Source organism: Streptomyces halobius (assembly GCF_023277745.1).
GTDB lineage: Bacteria > Actinomycetota > Actinomycetes > Streptomycetales > Streptomycetaceae > Streptomyces > Streptomyces halobius.
This window is the reverse complement of the sequence record NZ_CP086322.1, coordinates 6,971,183-6,989,205: the sequence shown is the minus strand read 5'-3', so window position 1 is coordinate 6,989,205 and position 18,023 is coordinate 6,971,183. Positions and strand designations below refer to the sequence as shown.

Genomic DNA, 18,023 nt, shown 5'->3' with positions numbered 1-18,023 from the left:
GCCGCCTCCGTGCGCATCCGGCGACCGCCCGGGACTCCGTGTGATTCCGTGTGATTCCGTGCGGCGTCCCGGGTCGTTAGTGTGGTGCGCATGACGACCGGGACGCGCCGCAGGATGGGTGTCGAGGAACGGCGCGAGCAGCTGATAGCCGTCGCGCTCGACCTCTTCAGCCGGCGCTCCCCCGAAGAGGTCTCGATCGACGAGATAGCCGAGGCGGCGGGGATCTCCCGGCCGCTGGTCTACCACTACTTCCCGGGCAAACGGCAGCTCTACGAGGCCGCGCTGCGCCGCGCCGCCGAGGAGCTCACGGCCCGCTTCGTGGAACCGCACGAAGGCCCGCTCGGCGCCCGGCTGCTGCGGGTCATGGAGCGGTTCTTCGACTTCGTGGACGAACACGGTCCCGGCTTCTCCGCGCTGATGCGGGGCGGCCCGGCGATCGGTTCGAGCCGCACCAGCGCGCTGATCGACGGCGTACGCCAGGCCGCCTACGAACAGATCCTCGCGCATCTCGACGTCCAACAGCCCACCACACGGATGGAGTTGGTGATCCGGTCATGGATCTCGCTGGCCGAGACCACGGCGTTGCTGTGGCTGGACGGCCGACCCGTCCCGCACGCGGAGCAGGAGCGCGTCCCACGCGCAGAGCTGGAGCGGCAACTGGTACAGGACTTCGCGGCGTTGGCGGCGGTGAGTGCGACGTACGACGCCCAGATGGCGGGGCTCGTCCGCCGGATGTTGGCGGACGAGCCGGTGGGGGGACCGCTGCGCGTTCCTGAGCCGACGTTTTAGCGTCCCCCGTCGTGGGGGTGTTTGAGCCGTACATGCAGCAGGAGAGCCTGAATTCGCACGCCCGCCCGATGGGGGATCACCTAGGGTATGCGGCATGACGCTGCAACTGGTTCAGGTGAACTTCAAAGCCCGGGACGACTCTGCGCTCGGCCAGTTCTGGGCGGAGGTGCTCGGCTGGGATGTTTCCAGCGAAGGGCCCGGCGTCACCAACCTGGAACCCGTGGGCTTCGACTGGCCGGACCCGTCCGCCGTCTGCATCGATCTCGTCCGCGTCCCGGACCCGGAGACGGTGAAGTACCGCGTGCACATCGAGCTCGCCACCACCTCCGACGCCCATCAGGCGGAGTTGGTCGCACGTCTGAAGGAGCTCGGGGCGACGCCCGCCGATGGGGGCCAGGGCGACGCGCCGTGGACGGTGATGGCCGACCCGGAAGGCAACGTGTTCAGCGTCCTGGAGCCCCGGGAGCTCTACCGGGACACCGGGCCGATAGCCGCCGTTGTCGTCGACTGCGCCGACCCACGGGCCATGGTCCGGTTCTGGGGCGAGGCGATCGACTGGACCGTCCACGAGCTGACCGACGACCGCGCCCTGCTGCGCTCCGTCAAGGGCGTCGGGCCGTACCTGGAGTTCCGCCGCACGCTCGACGACGAGGTCGTACAGAACCGCGTCCATCTCGACGTGATGTCCGACCCCGTCGAGGATCAGGCGAAGGAGGTCGCCCGGCTCGAAGGCCTCGGCGCGATACGGGCCGACGTGGGTCAGGGTGACGTCTCCTGGGTCGTCCTGGCCGACCCGGCGGGCAACGAGTTCTGCGTCCTCGGCCGGGGCTGACGTGGAACTCAGTCCGCACCCTCACGACGGTGCAGTGCGCGGCGCCGGGCCCCGCCCTCCCCGGCCGCCAACTCACGACAGCCTGACCCACACATACGGCAGGGGAGCCCTAAAAGGCGTGGAGGTACCCCAGCGCCGCGGGCTTGTTGCCGCTGCGCGGGGCTGTGCGGCAGCGGCGCCGGACCTCCGGACTCCGCCCTGCGGACCGGCACCTGCCGAGGGGGTGGGGAATAGACGGTGGGGGTGCACGTCGGTGGTCAGGCGCGCCTGTCGGGACGATCAGGTCGGCGGGCCTGGCCCCGTGCGGTGGCGGAGCCACGATCTGCCTCGACGGGCGGGGCAGACCGTGGCGAAGCGGGGTTCAGCCGTGGCGGAAGACCGCGACCGTACGGGCCGGGACGGTGAAGGTGCCGGACTGCCGTGTGTAGGACGCGGTGGCGGTGATCCGGTCCGCGCCGTGGGCCTGGACGGGGTGCAGCGCATAGGGCCGGCCCGCGACCGCGTCGACGGTCTGGTGCTGTGGGTGCGGGGTGGCGTTGAAGACGACCATGAGGTTGCCGACCCGCATGGTGATCACGCCGGGGGTCTCGTTCCTGCCGGAGAGCGGGAAGGAGAGGTCCGACTGGACCCGGGCGGTGGTGGGCAGGCCGAAGGCCGGTTCCGTGGCGTGGATGCGGAGCAGATCGCGGTAGGCGGCGGCAGTGTGGATGATGGCGGCGCAGCCGGGGCGGAGGGCGGGGTCGGCCAGCAGGGGCTTGGCGTAGGGCCACTTGTCCTTGTTGTCGGCGGCCGGTGGCAGTCCCCGGCCGAAGCCGTTGCCGTCGGCGCAGTTCCAGTGCAGGGCGTTGAACCAGTCGCCGCTGTTGAAGGAGTTGCGGTCCAGGGACTTGGAGCGCAGGAGATCCGAGCCGGCCTGGGAGAGCGCGGGACCTTGCGAAAGGGCGGCGGTGGCCAGCGCAACGACTTGCATGCGTGAGCGGTCCGTGGCCGTGGTGTGCCGCGGGAGCTTGAAGGCCAGGGTGTCGTAGAGGGTTTCGTTGTCGTGGGCGTCGGCGTAGGCGAGGGCGTCGCCGGGGTCGGCGGCGTATCCGGCGGGGGCGCCGTTGTAGTCGACCTGGGAGCCCTTGACGCGGCGGCCCGTGGTGTCGGTGAAGGTGTAGTCGGCGAGGTTGCCGGTGAGGCCGACCTTGATGAGGTCCTGGTAGTGGCGGAGACGGGCCCGCTGTTCCTGCGGACTGCCGTTGGCGGGTGAGGGGTTGGGGTCGGTGTAGAGGCCGGACGCGAAGCCCTGGACGCGTGGGTCGGCGTCGAAGGGGCCGCCGCCGCGGACCGCGTCGCGGGCCCGGTCGCTGAAGGTGGCGATGCCGGTGCCGGCCATGTTCTTCTGGGTGGCCTGGACGAACCGGGCGTCGTCGGCGGCCTCGCCGAAGTTCCAGCCCTCGCCGTAGAGGATGACGGACGTGCCGTCGACACCGTCCTTCTCCGGCGTCAGCGCGTCCAGGGCCTTGCGGACGGCGAGGATGTTGGCCTTGGGGTGGTGGCCCATGAGGTCGAAGCGGAAGCCGTCGACCTTGTACTCCTTGGCCCAGGTGACCACGGAGTCGACGACGAGCTTGCCCATCATGGTGTGCTCGGGGGCGGTGTTGGAGCAGCAGGTGGAGGTGGCCACGCTGCCGTCGTCGAGGAGCCGCTGGTAGTAGCCGGGCACGATCCGGTCCAGGACGGATCGCGGGTCCTGGCCGTCGGCGACGGTGTGGTTGTAGACGACGTCCATGACGGCGCGCAGGCCGGTCCGGTTGAGGCCCTGCACCATCCGGCGGAATTCGAGAGTGCGGGCGGTGCCGTCCGGCCGGGACGCGTAGGAGCCTTCGGGGACGGTGTAGTGCAGCGGGTCGTAGCCCCAGTTGTAGGCATCGCGGGCGGCCACCTCGCCGACGCACTCCTGCTGTTGTGCGGAGTCGGCGGGCAGTGCGGCCAGGTCGCAGTCCGGGCGCGCCTGGTCGGCGCGCCGCTCGGGGACGGTCCCGCCGTCGAACGCCGGGAGCAGGTGGACATAGGAAGTGCCGTTGCGTGCAAGGTCCTTCAGATGCCGCATACCGTCCGAGCCGGACTCGGTGAAGGCGAGGTACTGACCGGGGTGGCGGGAGGTGCGGTCCTCGACGGAGAAGTCCCGGATGTGCAGTTCCTGGATGCGGGCCTTGCGCAATGGCACTGCAGTGGGTTTCTTGAGGTGCGTCCATCCCTTGGGGGCGAGCTTGGGGTCGGCGAGGTCGACGACGAGACTGCGGCCGGAGTCGGCGGTCAGCGCGGTGGAGTAGGGGTCGGTGACCCTGTTGGTGACCGTCTTGCGGACAATGGGCGCCCAGACGGTCACCACATACCGGTACGGCTTGCCGGCCCAGTCGCGCTCGCCGCGCACGCGCCACACCCCGCTCGCGTCGTCCCGCCGCATCGCGACCGTACGGCCGTCAAGTTCCAGCGCCACGGTCCGGGCGGTCGGCGCCCAGACGGAGAGGGTGGGGCGGCCGTCCCGGAAGACCGGTCCCAGTGCCGTCTTGGCGGCGGCCGTACCGTAGAGATCGTCCAGCACGCCGGGGATCTGCACGCCGGTCGTGGCGCGCCGACCGTCCGCCGACCGCTGGGTGGCGACCAGCCGTTCCCGCAGGGCCGTCCGGGCCAGGCCCTGGTCGCGGGGGTCGACGAGGAAGGCCGGGAAGTCCTTCAGATGCGGATACGTGGCCCGCTCGGCGGGGGTGAGGGAGCCCGGCGCGAGCCGGATGCTCCGTCCCTGATCCCCGAACCCCAGCCGGGCGGGGGCGCGTTCCGCGCCCTTCCAGACCACGGTGTCGCGATCGATCCACTGGGCCTCGGCCTTGGCCGGACCGGGCGGCGCCGCCTGCGCCCACTGCGGCGGCGGCGCGAGCAGCCCGGCCGCACCCGCGATCAGGGCGAGCGCGGCGGCCACGCGACTGCGCGTCCGGCGTGCGGTGGGGGACATGGCTCCTCCTGGGGAGTCGGGAGTGACATGGCCCGGCAACGCGCCTTGCTCCAGAGGCCGTTGATCGTTGTAGTCGTGGGAATTCTTCCTTGCAATACCTTACGCAAGATATTGCAACGATGTTACGTTCGAACCGAACCGCTCCGGCCGGCCGATGGGTCCGGCACTCATCCGCCGGACCCCACGCGCCCGGCCGGCCGGACCGGTCACCACCCGGGACTCGCACACGGCACAGCGCCGTACCGCACTCCCCCGCTCATTCCCGCGCCGGCCCCGTCGAGCCCCGTACCACCAGCTCCGGCTGGAAGACGAACTCGGTGTGCTGGACGGGGGTTTGCACCCCCTCCGCGCGGGCCCGGATCTCCTCGATCAGCGCGCCCACGGCCGCCGAGGCCATGGCCTGCACCGGCTGCCGTACGGTCGTCAGCGGCGGATCGGTGAACGCGATCAGCTGGGAGTCGTCGAAGCCCACGACCGAGAGCGCGGCCGGTACGTCGAGCCCGCGCTCCCGGGCCGCGCGCACCACCCCCAGGGCCATCAGGTCACTGCCGCAGACGATGCCGGTACAGCCCGCGTCGAGCAGACCGGCGGCCGCCGCATGACCGCCCTCGACGCTGAACAGGGTGTGCCGGACCCGTCGTTCGGCCTGCCCCCTCGACAGGCCGAACGACTCCCCCAGCGCCGCCAGGAACCCCTCCGCCTTGCGGCGCGAGGGCACATAGCGGGCCGGCCCGACGGCGAGACCGATCCGCTCGTGGCCCAGCTCGGCGAGATGGCGTACCGCCATCCGGGCCGCCGCGTCGTCGTCCGGCGAGACGAAGGGCGCGGCGATCCGCTCGTTGTAGCCGTTGATCAGCACGAACGGGACGCCCCGGGACGTCAGCCGGGCGTAGCGTGCCGGGTCGGCGCCGGTGTCCGCGTGCAGCCCGGACAGGAAGACGATGCCGGTGACACCGCGCTCCTCCAGCTGCTCGACCAGCTCGTCCTCGGTGGCTCCGCCCGGCATCTGGGTGCACAGGACGGGGGTGTAGCCGTGTCCGGCCAGTGACTGCTCGATGATCTGGGCGAACGCCGGGAAGATCGGGTTGGTCAGCTCCGGGATGACCAGCCCGACCAGCCCCGCACTCCGGCGTCGCAGCCGTACCGGGCGTTCGTACCCGAGGACGTCGAGGGCGCCGAGCACCCGCCGGCGGGTGGTGCCGGCCACGCCCGACTTGCCGTTGAGGACCCGGCTGACGGTCGCCTCGCTGACCCGCGCCTGGTCGGCGATATCGGCCAGGCGCGGAGTGGCACGGGAAGCGGGCAGGGTCACGCCTCCCACCAGACGGTGGTGTCGGCGGGGAGGCTGAACACGGCGAACTCTCCCTCGTCCTCGGCCGGTTCGCGGGAGGCCAGCAGCAGCTTGCCGGGGGCGGTCAGCCGGGCCGGGGCATCCGTCGTGTTGACGGTGCAGACCAGGCCGCCCGGACGACGGAAGGCCAGGACACCGTCCGGGGCGTCCAGCCACTCCACCGCGTCGCCCGCGCCGAGCCCGGGGTGGGTGCGGCGCAGGGCCAGTGCGCTGCGGTACAGCTCCAGGGTGGAGGACGGGTCGCCGGTCTGGGCCCGCACGGTCAGCCCCGCCCAGTCGGCGGGCTGGGGCAGCCAGCTGCCGCCGGTGCCGAAGCCGTACGGCGGCGCGTCGCCGGACCAGGGGACCGGCACCCGGCAGCCGTCGCGCAGCCCGTCCTGCCCGCTCTCCCCGGACTTCCGGGCGAACGCGGGGTCCTGGCGGACCTCGTCGGGCAGGTCGGTGACCTCGGGCAGGCCCAGTTCCTCGCCCTGGTAGAGGTAGGCGGAGCCGGGCAGCGCCAGCATCAGCAGGGCCGCGGCGCGGGCGCGGTGCAGGCCGCCGCCGAGGCGGGTGCGATGGCGTACGACGTCGTGGTTGGAGAGCACCCAGGTGGTGGGGGCGCCGACCGGGCGCATCGCGTCGAGCGAGGAGTCGATGGCCTCACGCAGGCCCGCCGCGTCCCAACCGGTGTTGAGGTAGTGGAAGTTGAACGCCTGGTGCAGTTCGCCGGGGCGCAGGTAGCGGGCGGTGCGGTCGGCGCTGGGCGTCCAGGCTTCGGCGACGCCGATGCGGTCCCCTGGGAGCACCCCCGGCCGAAGGCTGGGGGAGTACTCGTCCAGGACCGCCCGCCAGGAGCGGTAGATGGCGTGCACGCCGTCCTGGTCGAAGAACGGCAGCACTTGGTTTCCGAGCAGTTTGAGCTGGTCGCCGTGGCCCATGTCGGGCAGCCCGGCGGCCTTGACCAGGCCATGGGCGACGTCGATGCGGAAGCCGTCCACGCCCAGGTCCAGCCAGAACCGCAGGATGGAGCGGAACTCGTCCTGGACGGCGGGGTGTTCCCAGTTGAAGTCGGGCTGTTCCGGGGCGAAGAGGTGGAGGTACCACTCCCCGTCGGGGACCCGGGTCCAGGCGGGGCCGCCGAAGATCGACTCCCAGTCGTTGGGCGGCAGTTCGCCGTCCGTGCCCTTGCCGGGGCGGAAGTGGAAGCGCTCGCGCAGTGCCGATCCGGGGCCCTCGCGCAGCGCCCGTTGGAACCATGCGTGCTGGTCGGAGCAGTGGTTGGGGACGATGTCGACGATGATGCGCAGGCCCAGTTCATGGGCTTCCCGGATGACGGCGTCGGCGTCGTGCAGGGTGCCGAACATCGGGTCGATGGCCCGGTAGTCGGCGACGTCGTAGCCGGCGTCGGCCTGCGGGGAGGCGTAGAAGGGGCTGAGCCAGACGGCGTCCACCCCCAGGTCGCGCAGGTACGGCAGCCGGCTGCGGACACCCTCCAGATCCCCCATGCCGTCGCCGTTGCCGTCGGCGAAGCTGCGCGGATAGACCTGGTAGATCACCGCGTCGCGCCACCATCCCGTGGCGCCGGGGCGGTGGCCGGTGGGGGCGGACGGGGCGGCGTAGTGCTGCTGGGTCATATCATCCCTTGGTGGTTCCGGCGGTCAGTCCGGAGACGAGGTGGCGCTGGGCGAAGGCGAAGACGAGCGCGGCCGGCACGGCGATGATCACGGCCGCGGCGGTCATCGATCCCCAGTCGTTGGTGTACTGGTTGACGAAGGTCTGCAGGCCGCCGGCGAGCGTGAGGTTCTCCTCGCCGGTCATGAACGCGGAGGCGTAGGCGACTTCGGCCCAGGCGGTGACGAAGGTGTAGAAGCCGGTCACGGCCAGGCCGGGGCGGGCCAGCGGCAGTACCAGCCGCCAGAAGGTGCCGAAGGGGTTGAGCCCGTCGACCCGGCCCGACTCGTCGATCTCCACCGGGATGGTGTCGAAGAACCCCTTCATCATCCAGGCGCAGAACGGGACGGCGATGGTGAGGTAGGTGACGACCAGGCCCGCGGGCTGGTTGAGCAGATTGAGGCTCGCCAGCAGGTTGTAGAGCGGCACGATCAGCACCGCGACCGGGAACATCTGGGTGATCAGCAGCAGCCACATCAGCGGCCGCATCCCGGGGAAGCGGAAGCGGCTGACGGCGTAGCCGGTGGTGGCCGCGATGAAGACCCCGAGGACGGTGGTCACCCCGACGATGATCACGGAGTTTCCGAACCAGGTCAGGAACGTGGTGTCGGCCAGTACGTGGGTGTAGTTGGCCACGGTGAAGTGGGTGACGAGGCTGGTGGAGAAGGCGTCGTTGCGCGGTTTGAAGGAGGTCACCAGCAGCCACAGGGGCGGGAAGACGGCGACCGCCGTGGCGACGAGGAGGGCGGTGTGCAGCCCGGCCGAGGCCAGCGGGCCCCTCTTGTTGCGGTGGGTACGCATGGTCACCACACCTCTCCCTGCTTGCGCAGTGCCCGGCGGTAGATCACCGCGACGAACGAGAGCAGCACCAGGATCAGGACGCCCCAGGCCGCGGACTGGGAGAAGTTGCGGGGGCTGTCGACGAAGGAGAGCCGGTAGGCGTAGGTCACCAGGATCTCGGTGGCGTCGCCGGGCCCGCCCCGGGTGAGCAGGAAGATCACCGGGAACATGTTGAAGGTCCAGATGGTGGAGAGCAGGATGACGGTGCTGCTGACGGCCCGCAGTCCCGGCATGGTGATGTTGCGGAAGCGCTGCCAGGCGTTTGCGCCGTCCATTTCAGCGGCCTCGTACAGCTCGCCGGGGATGGACTGCAGGCCGCCGAGCAGCGCGACGAGCATGAACGGCACGCCCAGCCAGACGTTGACGGCGATGACCGAAAGCTTCGCCCAGGTCGGGTCGTTGAGCCAGGGGACAGCGTCGATACCGCCGCCGGCCAACAGCTTGTTGAGGATGCCGCTCTTCTCGTTGTAGAGCATCCGCCAGGTGAAGACGGAGATGAAGGCGGGGACGGCCCAGGGCAGAATCAGCGCGAGGCGGTAGAAGGTGCGGCCGCGCAGCTTCCGGTTGAGCATGTTCGCCAGGGTGAGGGCGATCAGGAAGGTCAGCGAGACACAGCCGACCGTCCACACCACGGTCCAGCCCAGGCGGTCCCAGAAGACGGGGTCGGAGAGCACCGCCCGGTAGTTGGCCAGGCCGGTGAACTCGTAGGTGGCGGGGAGGTGGTTGACGCCGATGTGCCGCTCGACATTGGCCTCGTTGGCGTCGGTGAGCGAGAGATGGGCGCCGCGCACCAGCGGATAGCCGATGATCACCCCGATGACGAGCACCACCGGGGCGACCATCGTCCATGCGTACCAGTGGGTGCCCAGCGCCCGGCGCAGCCGTACAGCGAAGGTCACTTGTAGTCCTTGAGCAGCTTCCGGAAGGCGTCGCCGGTCGCCCTGGCGGCCTGCTCCGGCGTCGCGGTGCCGGTGAGCACCTTGTTCATCCGAACCTTGATCGGCTCGAAGAGCGAGTTGGCCTCGGCGATCCAGGGCCGCTCGACGGCACCGTCGACGGCGGGCTTGAAGAACTTCACCATCTCGTTGTTCTTCACCGCCGGTACGTCGTAGACGGACGTACGGGTGGGCAGCAGGCTCAGCTTCTCAGTGGTCTGCTGCTGGACCTTGGCCGAGCTCATGTACTTCACAAAGGCATAAGAAGCCTGCAAGTTCTTGCTGCCGGCGTAGACGGAGAGGTTCCAGCCACCTTGCGGGGAGCCCTGGGCCCTGCTGCCGCCGGGGACGGGGGCGACGCCGAGGTTCTGCTTGTCCTTGAACGCCTTGCCGGCGCGGGCGCCCTCGATGTCCCAGGGGCCGTCGATCGCCATCGCGACATCGCCGTCCTTGAGAGCCTTGAGCTGGTTCTCCTGGCCGTCGGTGGCGTCGGTGATGGCGGCCTTGGAGTCGACCAGACTCTTGATCGTCTGGAACGCCTTCACCCCGGCGCCGTCATCGATCTTCACGATCTTGGCGCGGGCGTCGACGAGGTCGCCGCCCTCGCCGTACAGGTAGGGAAGGAACCAGTAGGCGTCGTCGCCGCGCAGATAGAGGGCGGTGGCGCCGGTCTTCGCCTTGATCTTCTTGGCGGCGGTGGCCAGTTCGGTGAAGGTCTTGGGAACCTCGACACCGGCGTCCTTGAGGATCTTCTTGTTGTAGAAGAGCGCGAGGGTATCGATGACCTGCGGGACGGCGTAGGTCTTGCCCTTGAACCTGGTGGAGCCGAGGGCCTGCGGCAGGTAGTCCTCGGTGTTGTCGAGGGCGGGGGTGCCGTCCAGCGGTGCGAGATAGCCGAGGTTGGCGAAGTCGGCGGTCCAGGTGACCTCGGTGCGCATCACATCGGGGGCGCCTTCTCCGTTCGGGGCCGCGTTCTTGAACTTGGCGTTGGCGTCGCCGAACGGCACGTTCACATATTTGACGCGGACCTTGGGGTGCTCCTTGGTGAACCCCTCGGCGAGCTTCTTGTAAGTCGCTTTCTCGGCGTCATTGGAGGTGTCCCAGAAGGTAACGGTTCCGGACAGTTCACCCCCGCTGTCGTCGCCGCCGTTGTCCTCCCCGCCACCGCACGCTGTCGCTGCCAGTGCCAGGCCCGCTACCAGCGCGGTGGCTATGAGGCCACGTATGCCACGCCGCATGTGAACTCCTTAGGGAAACGCCTCAGATGGCGGTCTGGAACGTAACAGCGCCGCAAACAAACCGAAAGAGCTTGCGCAAAATTGCTGCAAGAACTCCGGAACGAAGTGCAACACTATGGCCGGAACCGCACCCCCTTGCCCCTCTCCCCCGTCACCCCGTGTCCGCCCGAGCGTTGATTCCTTGAAAGCACCGACTGACACAACGGCATGACGGACGCAGGACTCTTGACCTCGACAGGGACGGCAGATGACCCAGGAGCTCACTTCCCCCAGCCCCGCCCCCCAGGCCCCCGCACCGGGCCGAGGTCCGGGATGGTGGCGCGACGCCGTCATCTACCAGGTGTACGTCCGCTCCTTCGCCGACAGTGACGGCGACGGCATCGGCGATCTGCGCGGCGTCCGCGAGCGGCTGCCGTACCTCAGGGACCTGGGTGTGGACGCCGTCTGGCTCACCCCGTTCTACGCCTCACCGCAGGCCGACGGCGGCTATGACGTCGCCGACTACCGCGCCGTCGACCCGCTCTTCGGCACCCTCCAGGACGCCGACGACCTGATCCGCACCGCCCACGAGACGGGCCTGCGGGTCATCGTCGACATCGTGCCCAACCACACCTCCGACCAGCACCCTTGGTTCCAGGACCCCGAACTCGCCCGTCGGCGCTATGTCTTCCGCCCCGGCAAGGGCCCGCACGGCGAACTCCCGCCCAACGACTGGGAGTCCGTCTTCGGCGGCCCCGCCTGGACCCGCACCGACCGCGGCGACTGGTACCTCCACCTCTTCGCCCCCGAACAGCCCGACCTCGACTGGGACAACCCGGACGTGGCCGACGAATTCGCCGCCATCCTGCGCTTCTGGCTGGACCTCGGCGTCGACGGCTTCCGCATCGACGTCGCCCACGGCATGGTCAAGGCCCCCGGACTGCCCGACATCGGCCACGGCGAACAGGCCAAGCTGATCGGCTCCCAGGTGCTGCCGTTCTTCGACCAGGACGGGGTGCACGCCATCCACCGCTCCTGGCGCCAACTGCTGAACACCTACGGCGGCGACCGGATCGGCGTCGCCGAAGCCTGGGCCCCCAACGCGGAACGGCTCGCCCTCTACGTCCGCCCCGACGAACTGCACCAGGCGTTCAACTTCCAGTTCCTCAACACCCGCTGGCACGCGGCCGAACTGCGCCGGGTCATCGACGCCTCTCTCGCCGCGACCGCCTCCGTAGGCGCCCCCACCACCTGGGTGCTCTCCAACCACGACGTCGTACGGCACTCCACCCGGCTGGGCGGCGGCCTCGACCGCGCCCGCGCCGCCACCCTCCTGATGCTCGCCCTGCCCGGCTCCGCCTACCTCTACCAAGGCGAGGAACTGGGCCTGCCCGAGGTCACCGACCTGCCCGACGAGGTCCGCCAGGACCCGGCCTTCTTCCGCGGCGGCCGGACCCCGCACCCCGCCGGCTCCGGCCCCGGCACCGGTGACGATGACGAGGCGGTCCCCGACGGCCGCTCCGGCAGCAGCGGCCAGGACGGCTTCCGCGACGGCTGCCGGGTGCCGCTCCCCTGGTCCGGCGAGCAGCCGCCGTACGGCTTCGGCCCCGGCGGCAGCTGGCTGCCGCAGCCCGCCGACTGGCGCACCCTGACCGTTCAGGCCCAAACGGGCGACACCTCCTCCACCCTGGAGCTCTACCGCGCCGCGCTCGCCCTGCGCCGCCGGCTGCCGGGCCTCGGCGACGGGCGGATGACCTGGCAGCCGTCCCCCGACGGCGTGCTCGCCTTCACCCGCCCCGGCGTCCTGTGCACCGTCAACACCCTCACCCAGGACAGGGAAATCCCGCTGCCCGGAAGCCCGCTGCTCGCCAGCGTCCCGGTGACCGTCAACGGCGGCACGGCCGTACTCCCCGGCGACAGCTGCACCTGGTGGGCAATCTGAGACGCGAACGGTACAGTCCCCCCATGACCGCCCGACTGGCCGATATCGCAGCACAGGCGGGTGTCAGCGAGGCCACCGTCAGCCGAGTTCTCAACGGGAAGCCCGGCGTCTCCGCCGCCACCCGCCAGTCCGTGCTCGCCGCCCTCGACGTCCTGGGCTATGAACGCCCGCTCCGGCTGCGGCAGCGCAGCGCCGGCCTGGTCGGCCTGATCACACCGGAGCTGGAGAACCCCATCTTCCCGGCGTTCGCCCAGGTCATCGGGCAGGCACTGACGCGCCAGGGCTACACCCCGGTCCTCGCCACACAGACACCCGGCGGCTCCACGGAGGACGAGCTGACCGAGATGCTGGTGGACCGCGGCGTCGCCGGCATCATCTTCGTCTCCGGACTGCACGCCGACACCTCCGCCGATATGCAGCGCTACGAGCAGCTGCGCGGCCAGGGCGTGCCGTTCGTCCTCATCAACGGGTTCTCCGACAAGGTCCAGGCCCCCTTCGTCTCGCCCGACGACCGCGCCGCGGTCCATCTGGCCGTGACGCATCTGGTGGCCCTGGGCCACCGCCGGATCGGCCTGGCCGTCGGCCCCAAGCGGTTTGTCCCCGTCCAGCGCAAGATTGCGGGGTTCCTGCGCAGCATGCAGGAACAGCTGGACCTGGGGCCCGCCGAGGCGGACGCCTTCATCCAGCACTCCCTCTACACCCTGGAGGGCGGCCAGGCCGCGGCCGCCGCGCTGATCGACCGGGGCTGTACGGCCATCGTCTGCGCCAGCGACATGATGGCGCTCGGCGCGATCCGCTCGGCCCGGCAGCGCGGCCTGGACGTACCGCGCGAGATGTCCGTCGTCGGCTACGACGACTCACCGCTCATCGCCTTCACCGATCCTCCCCTGACCACCATCCGGCAGCCGGTGCCCGCCATGGGACAGGCGGCGGTACGCGCGCTCCTGGAGGAGATCGGCGGTACGCCCGCCCCGCACAGCGAGTTCATCTTCCATCCGGAGCTGGTGGTCCGCGGTTCCACCGCCTCGGCCCCGAAGCCGGCGCGGATTCCGAAGCCGCTCCGGTCGTCCTGAAGGCCACGGCCCCTGACAGTTTTTTCGGGGACAGGCCCGAGAATCGTGAGGGCCGGGCCTCCCCCTTGAGACCGATACAGACCATCGAATACCCGACCGAAGGATGATCGGCGACAAACCGGTTTCTGGCAAACTGTCTCCCTATGGGCGACGCGACTATGAGGACATTGGACGGCCGTCCGGCCACCCTGCAACCCAGCGGGGCCGCCCCGGACCTCCCGCCAGTCAGTGGCCGGATGGCCCGGCTGCGGACGCCGCGTACGCCCCGTCTCTGGTTCGAGGTCCTGCTGATCGCGGTCAGTTACTGGACGTACTCCCTCATCCGCAACGCGGTACCCGAACAGAAGGCACAGGCCCTCAGGAACGCCGACTGGGTCTGGCGGGCGGAGCAGGCACTCGGCATCGCCGTGGAAAACACGGTCAACCACGCGGTGGATTCCGTGACGTGGCTCATCGTCTCGATGAACTACTACTACGCGACGCTGCACTTCATCGTGACGGTCGGAGTGCTGGTCTGGCTCTACCGCTGGCACCCGGGGCGCTACGCCGCGGCCCGGCTGGCCCTCTTCGCGACCACCGGCATCGCCCTGCTCGGCTACTACTTCTACCCGTTGGCGCCGCCGCGGCTGATGCCCGACGGCGGCTTCGTCGACACCCTCATCAAACACGAGACCTGGGGCTCGATAGCATCCGGCAACCTCGCGTCGATGTCCAACCAGTACGCCGCGATGCCGTCGATGCACATCGGCTGGTCCCTGTGGTGCGGCATCACCATCGCCATGCTGGCCCGCCCGCTGTGGGCCAGGGTCCTCGGCCTGCTCTACCCCGCCCTGACCCTGCTCGTCATCGTCTGCACCGCCAACCACTTCTGGCTGGACGCGATCGGCGGGGCCCTGTGCCTGAGCTTCGGGTTCGGGGTTGCTGTTGTGTGGTACGGGAACATGCCTCACCGCTTGGGGCGACGCTGCGCTTGACCTGAGCCGACATCCTTGACTGTCCCGCCGTTGCACCTGCGGTGAGCTGTTGCCGCTGCGTGGGGCTGTTCGGCAGCGGCGCCGGACCTCCGGACTCCGTCCTGCGGACCGGCACCTCCCGAAGGGGTGGGGAAGAGGTGGGGGTACGCGTAGCCGGTCATGTGCACCGTGGGTCGCGATCACAGACACATGACAGACGACCTGTGCCCCACCGGCCTTTTTCCACCCACCGTCGGGAGGATGGGGGTACCTCCCATGCCCTTCAGGCTATGGGGGAGGGCCGCAGGACGGAGTCCGGAGGCCCGTCACCGCACCCGAAAACCCCACGCCCGCCGCAGGCGAACCCCTCACGGCGGGACAGCCGACAACGTGGGGCGCAGGCACAGCGCAGCGTCACGCTGCGTAGAAGACCTCTTCCACAACCCCCCGCGCCCTCCGCGTGACCCTCCGATAGTCGTCCAGCATCTCCCCGACGTGGCCCTCCTCGTAGCCGAGGTAGCGGCCGACCGCGGCCAGTTGTCGGCCGTCGACCGGGAAGGTGTCGCCGGGGCGGCCGCGGACCAGCATCACCGCGTTGCGCACCCGCGCCGCCAGCACCCATGCCTCGTCCAGGATCTGGGCATGTTCGGTGTCCAGCAGCCCGGCCGCGTGCGCGGCGGCCAGTGCCTCGCGGGTGCGCGTGGTGCGCAGCCCCGGGAGCTCCCAGCCGTGCCGCATCTGGAGCAGCTGGACGGTCCACTCGACGTCGCTCAGGCCGCCGCGTCCGAGCTTGGTGTGGGTGGTCGGGTCGGCGCCGCGGGGCAGCCGTTCGGACTCCATACGGGCCTTGAGCCGGCGGATCTCGCGGACCGCGTCCTCTCCGAGACCCTCGGCCGGATAGCGCAGCGGGTCGATCAGCTCGATGAAACGCCGACCCAACTCGGCGTCCCCGGCGACCGGTTCGGCGCGCAGCAGGGCCTGCGCCTCCCAGACCAGCGACCAGCGGCGGTAGTAAGCGGCGTAGGAGGCGAGGGTGCGCACCAGGGGGCCGGAGCGGCCCTCGGGGCGCAGGTCCGCGTCGATGGGCAACGGCGGGTCGGCGGAGGGGAGTTCGAGCAGCCGGCGCATCTCGTTGGCGACGGCCTGGGCGGCCTCGGCGGCCTCCTGTTCGTCGGCGCCCTCGCGTGGTTCGTGGACGAAGAGGACATCGGCGTCGGAGCCGTAGCTCAGCTCGTGGCCGCCGAACCGGCCCATGCCGATCACCGTGAAGCGGGTGGGCAGGGTGTCGCCCCACTGCTCGCGGACGGCGGCGCGCAGGGCGCCGGCGAGGGTCGCGGCGTTGAGGTCGGAGACCGCGTCGCCAACGGCGTCGATGGCATGGCCGTGGTCCACCTCGGCCGGGATGCCCTCCGTGCCGTACGCGCCGATGAGGTCGGCGGCGGCGGTGCGGAACAGTTCGCGGCGACGCACCCCGCGGGCCACCGCGACCGCCGCCTCGGCGCCGTCCGCGCGGCCGACCGCGGCCAGCACCTCCTGCTCCAGCGCGGCCCGGCCGCGCGGCCGCAGCCCGTCGGGCGCGCCGAGCAGCGCGACCGCTTCGGGGGCGCGCAGCAGCAGATCGGGGGCGAACCGCCCGGCGGACAGCACCCGGGCGAGGTTCTCGGCGGCCGCGCCCTCGTCGCGCAGCAGCCGCAGGTACCAGGGCGTCTTGCCGAGGGCGTCGGAAACCTTGCGGAAGTTGAGGAGTCCGGCGTCCGGGTCGGCGGAGTCCGCGAACCAGGCGAGGAGTACCGGCAGCAGGGTCCGCTGGATCGCCGCCTTACGGGTCACCCCGGATGCCAGCGCCTCCAGGTGGCGCAGCGCGGCCACGGGGTCGGCGTAGCCGAGGGCTTCCAGGCGGTGGCGGGCCGCCTTGGCGGAGAGGCGGGTCTCGCCGGTCTCCAGATGCGCGACGGCGTCCAGCAGCGGCCGGTAGAAGAGCTTCTCGTGCAGGCGGCGCACCTCGCGGGCGTGCCACTTCCATTCCTTGCGGAGGCTGTCGACCGGCTCGGTGCGCAGACCCATCGAGCGGCCCAGGCGCCGTAGATCGGCCTCTTCCTCGGGCATCAGATGGGTGCGGCGCATCCGGTGCAGCTGGATGCGGTGCTCCAGGGTGCGCAGGAAGCGGTAGGCGGCGTCCAGCGCGGCGGCGTCCTGGCGGCCTACGTACCCGCCGGCGGCGAGGGCGCCCAGGGCCTCCAGGGTGGTGGGGCTGCGGAGCGTGGCGTCGCTGCGGCCGTGCACCAACTGCAGGAGCTGGACGGCGAATTCGACATCGCGCAGTCCGCCGGGGCCGAGCTTGAGTTCCCGGTCGACCTGCGCCGCGGGGATGTTCGCGACGACGCGGCGGCGCATCTGCCGGACGTCGGCGACGAAGTTCTCACGTTCGGCGGCGTGCCACACCATCTGTGCCAGCGCGTCGACGTACTCCTGCCCCAGTTCGAGGTCGCCGGCCATCGGGCGGGCCTTGAGCAGCGCCTGGAACTCCCAGGTCTTGGCCCAGCGTTGGTAGTAGGCGAGGTGGCTGGGCAGGGTGCGTACGAGGGGGCCGTTGCGGCCTTCGGGGCGCAGGTTGGCGTCCACCGGCCAGATGGTGCCCTCGGCGGTGACGTCGGAGCAGAGCCGCATCATACGGGCGGCGAGCCGGGCGGCGGACTGCAGGGCCTTGGCCTCGTCCACGCCGTCCTTGGCCTCCGCGACGAAGATGACGTCCACGTCGGAGACGTAGTTCAGCTCACGGCCGCCGCACTTGCCCATGGCGAGGACGGCCAGCCGGCAGACGGCCGCGTCACCCGCCTGTTCCTCGTAGGAGATCTGCAGGGCGGCCCGCACGGTGGCGGTGGCCAGGTCCGCCAGCTCCGCCGCGGCCTCGGCGACATCGGTCGTGCCGCACACATCGCGGGCCGCGATGCCCAGCAGGCACCGCCGGTAGGCGGCGCGCAGCGCGTCGGCGCGGGAGCGGCCGGCGCCCCGTTCGCCCCAGATGCCCTCCGCGAGCGCCTGCTCGAACTCGGGGGTGGTGGGGTGCAGATCGGCCGACTCGTAGGTGACCAGGGAATGCCAGTCGCGCGGATGCCGGGCGAGGTGGTCGCCGAGCGCCTCGGAGGCGCTCAGCACGCCCAGCAGCCGGTCGCGCAGCGGTTTCGCGGTGACGATGGTGCTGAGCAGGACCTGCTGTTCGTCCGGTTCCAGGGCCTCGACGAGGCGGGACAGGCCGAGCAGCGCGAGATCGGGGTCCGCGGTGGCGCCCAGCGCTTCGAGGAGCACCGAGTCACCGCGTACGGAGGCGAATTCGGGGGCGTCGAGCAGCCGCCCGGCCGCTGAGGGGCCGGTGAAACCGTGCCTCAGCAGACGGGTGAAGGCGCTGCTCCGCCGTCCCTGCGGAGCGGGTGGTGCCATGG

General features: G+C 70.8%; 12 protein-coding genes. 5 read left to right on the top strand and 7 right to left on the bottom strand.

Going from position 1 to position 18,023, the window contains the following annotated elements:
* Nucleotides 1-90: 90 nt before the first annotated feature.
* Nucleotides 91-789: a TetR/AcrR family transcriptional regulator gene (locus K9S39_RS31735; protein ID WP_248866768.1), complete on the top strand. Its 699-nt coding sequence runs from the start codon at nt 91-93 to the stop codon at nt 787-789.
* 94 nt (nt 790-883) lie between these two features.
* A complete protein-coding gene (locus K9S39_RS31730; RefSeq protein WP_248866767.1) occupies nt 884-1,621 on the top strand; it encodes a VOC family protein in 738 nt (245 codons plus the stop codon).
* A 361-nt stretch (nt 1,622-1,982) separates the two neighbouring features.
* Here the strand turns inward: K9S39_RS31730 and pulA are convergent, their stop codons facing one another.
* The 6 genes from pulA to K9S39_RS31700 form a co-directional block, all read right to left on the bottom strand.
* On the bottom strand, nt 1,983-4,619 hold the full coding sequence (gene pulA, locus K9S39_RS31725) for a pullulanase-type alpha-1,6-glucosidase (protein WP_248866766.1): 2,637 nt from the start codon (nt 4,617-4,619) through the stop codon (nt 1,983-1,985).
* Between the two features lie 256 nt (nt 4,620-4,875).
* Nucleotides 4,876-5,931 carry a LacI family DNA-binding transcriptional regulator gene (locus tag K9S39_RS31720; protein ID WP_248866765.1) on the bottom strand — a complete coding sequence of 352 codons (1,056 nt, stop codon included), beginning with the start codon at nt 5,929-5,931 and terminating at the stop codon, nt 4,876-4,878.
* Nucleotides 5,928-7,586, bottom strand: coding sequence for a glycoside hydrolase family 13 protein (locus K9S39_RS31715; protein ID WP_248866764.1), 1,659 nt, complete (start codon nt 7,584-7,586; stop codon nt 5,928-5,930). The genes K9S39_RS31720 and K9S39_RS31715 overlap by 4 nt, the downstream gene beginning before the upstream one ends.
* Before the next feature lies 1 nt (nt 7,587).
* Nucleotides 7,588-8,424 (bottom strand): sugar ABC transporter permease, encoded by an 837-nt coding sequence (locus tag K9S39_RS31710; RefSeq protein WP_248869045.1) that lies wholly within the window; start codon nt 8,422-8,424, stop codon nt 7,588-7,590.
* 2 nt (nt 8,425-8,426) lie between these two features.
* Nucleotides 8,427-9,305, bottom strand: coding sequence for a carbohydrate ABC transporter permease (locus K9S39_RS31705; protein ID WP_406708178.1), 879 nt, complete (start codon nt 9,303-9,305; stop codon nt 8,427-8,429).
* A gap of 53 nt (nt 9,306-9,358) precedes the next feature.
* Nucleotides 9,359-10,636 (bottom strand): extracellular solute-binding protein, encoded by a 1,278-nt coding sequence (locus tag K9S39_RS31700; RefSeq protein ID WP_248866762.1) that lies wholly within the window; start codon nt 10,634-10,636, stop codon nt 9,359-9,361.
* A 247-nt stretch (nt 10,637-10,883) separates the two neighbouring features.
* Here K9S39_RS31700 and K9S39_RS31695 point away from each other — a divergent pair, with 247 nt between their 5' ends.
* The 3 genes from K9S39_RS31695 to K9S39_RS31685 all read left to right on the top strand — a co-directional run bounded on the left by K9S39_RS31695 (nt 10,884) and on the right by K9S39_RS31685 (nt 14,604).
* Nucleotides 10,884-12,557, top strand: a complete 1,674-nt coding sequence (locus K9S39_RS31695; RefSeq protein WP_248866761.1) for a glycoside hydrolase family 13 protein — start codon at nt 10,884-10,886, stop codon at nt 12,555-12,557.
* 23 nt (nt 12,558-12,580) lie between these two features.
* Nucleotides 12,581-13,630, top strand: a complete 1,050-nt coding sequence (locus K9S39_RS31690; protein WP_248866760.1) for a LacI family DNA-binding transcriptional regulator — start codon at nt 12,581-12,583, stop codon at nt 13,628-13,630.
* Between the two features lie 143 nt (nt 13,631-13,773).
* On the top strand, nt 13,774-14,604 hold the full coding sequence (locus tag K9S39_RS31685) for a phosphatase PAP2 family protein (protein ID WP_248866759.1): 831 nt from the start codon (nt 13,774-13,776) through the stop codon (nt 14,602-14,604).
* Nucleotides 14,605-14,997: 393 nt separating this feature from the next.
* Here K9S39_RS31685 and K9S39_RS31680 read toward each other — a convergent pair whose 3' ends face one another.
* Nucleotides 14,998-18,021, bottom strand: coding sequence for a bifunctional [glutamine synthetase] adenylyltransferase/[glutamine synthetase]-adenylyl-L-tyrosine phosphorylase (locus K9S39_RS31680; RefSeq protein ID WP_248866758.1), 3,024 nt, complete (start codon nt 18,019-18,021; stop codon nt 14,998-15,000).
* Between the last annotated feature and the right edge of the window lie 2 nt (nt 18,022-18,023).

Bases quoted from the DNA above. Each gene is read 5' to 3' on its own strand.
- K9S39_RS31705 (WP_406708178.1), bottom strand. From the start codon at position 9,305: ATGGTCGCCCCGGTGGTGCTCGTCATCGGGGTGATCATCGGCTATCCG.
- K9S39_RS31700 (WP_248866762.1), bottom strand. From the start codon at position 10,636: ATGCGGCGTGGCATACGTGGCCTCATAGCCACCGCGCTGGTAGCGGGC.
- pulA (WP_248866766.1), bottom strand. From the start codon at position 4,619: ATGTCCCCCACCGCACGCCGGACGCGCAGTCGCGTGGCCGCCGCGCTC.
- K9S39_RS31715 (WP_248866764.1), bottom strand. From the start codon at position 7,586: ATGACCCAGCAGCACTACGCCGCCCCGTCCGCCCCCACCGGCCACCGC.
- K9S39_RS31690 (WP_248866760.1), top strand. From the start codon at position 12,581: ATGACCGCCCGACTGGCCGATATCGCAGCACAGGCGGGTGTCAGCGAG.
- K9S39_RS31680 (WP_248866758.1), bottom strand. From the start codon at position 18,021: ATGGCACCACCCGCTCCGCAGGGACGGCGGAGCAGCGCCTTCACCCGT.
- K9S39_RS31695 (WP_248866761.1), top strand. From the start codon at position 10,884: ATGACCCAGGAGCTCACTTCCCCCAGCCCCGCCCCCCAGGCCCCCGCA.
- K9S39_RS31735 (WP_248866768.1), top strand. From the start codon at position 91: ATGACGACCGGGACGCGCCGCAGGATGGGTGTCGAGGAACGGCGCGAG.
- K9S39_RS31685 (WP_248866759.1), top strand. From the start codon at position 13,774: ATGGGCGACGCGACTATGAGGACATTGGACGGCCGTCCGGCCACCCTG.
- K9S39_RS31730 (WP_248866767.1), top strand. From the start codon at position 884: ATGACGCTGCAACTGGTTCAGGTGAACTTCAAAGCCCGGGACGACTCT.
- K9S39_RS31710 (WP_248869045.1), bottom strand. From the start codon at position 8,424: ATGCGTACCCACCGCAACAAGAGGGGCCCGCTGGCCTCGGCCGGGCTG.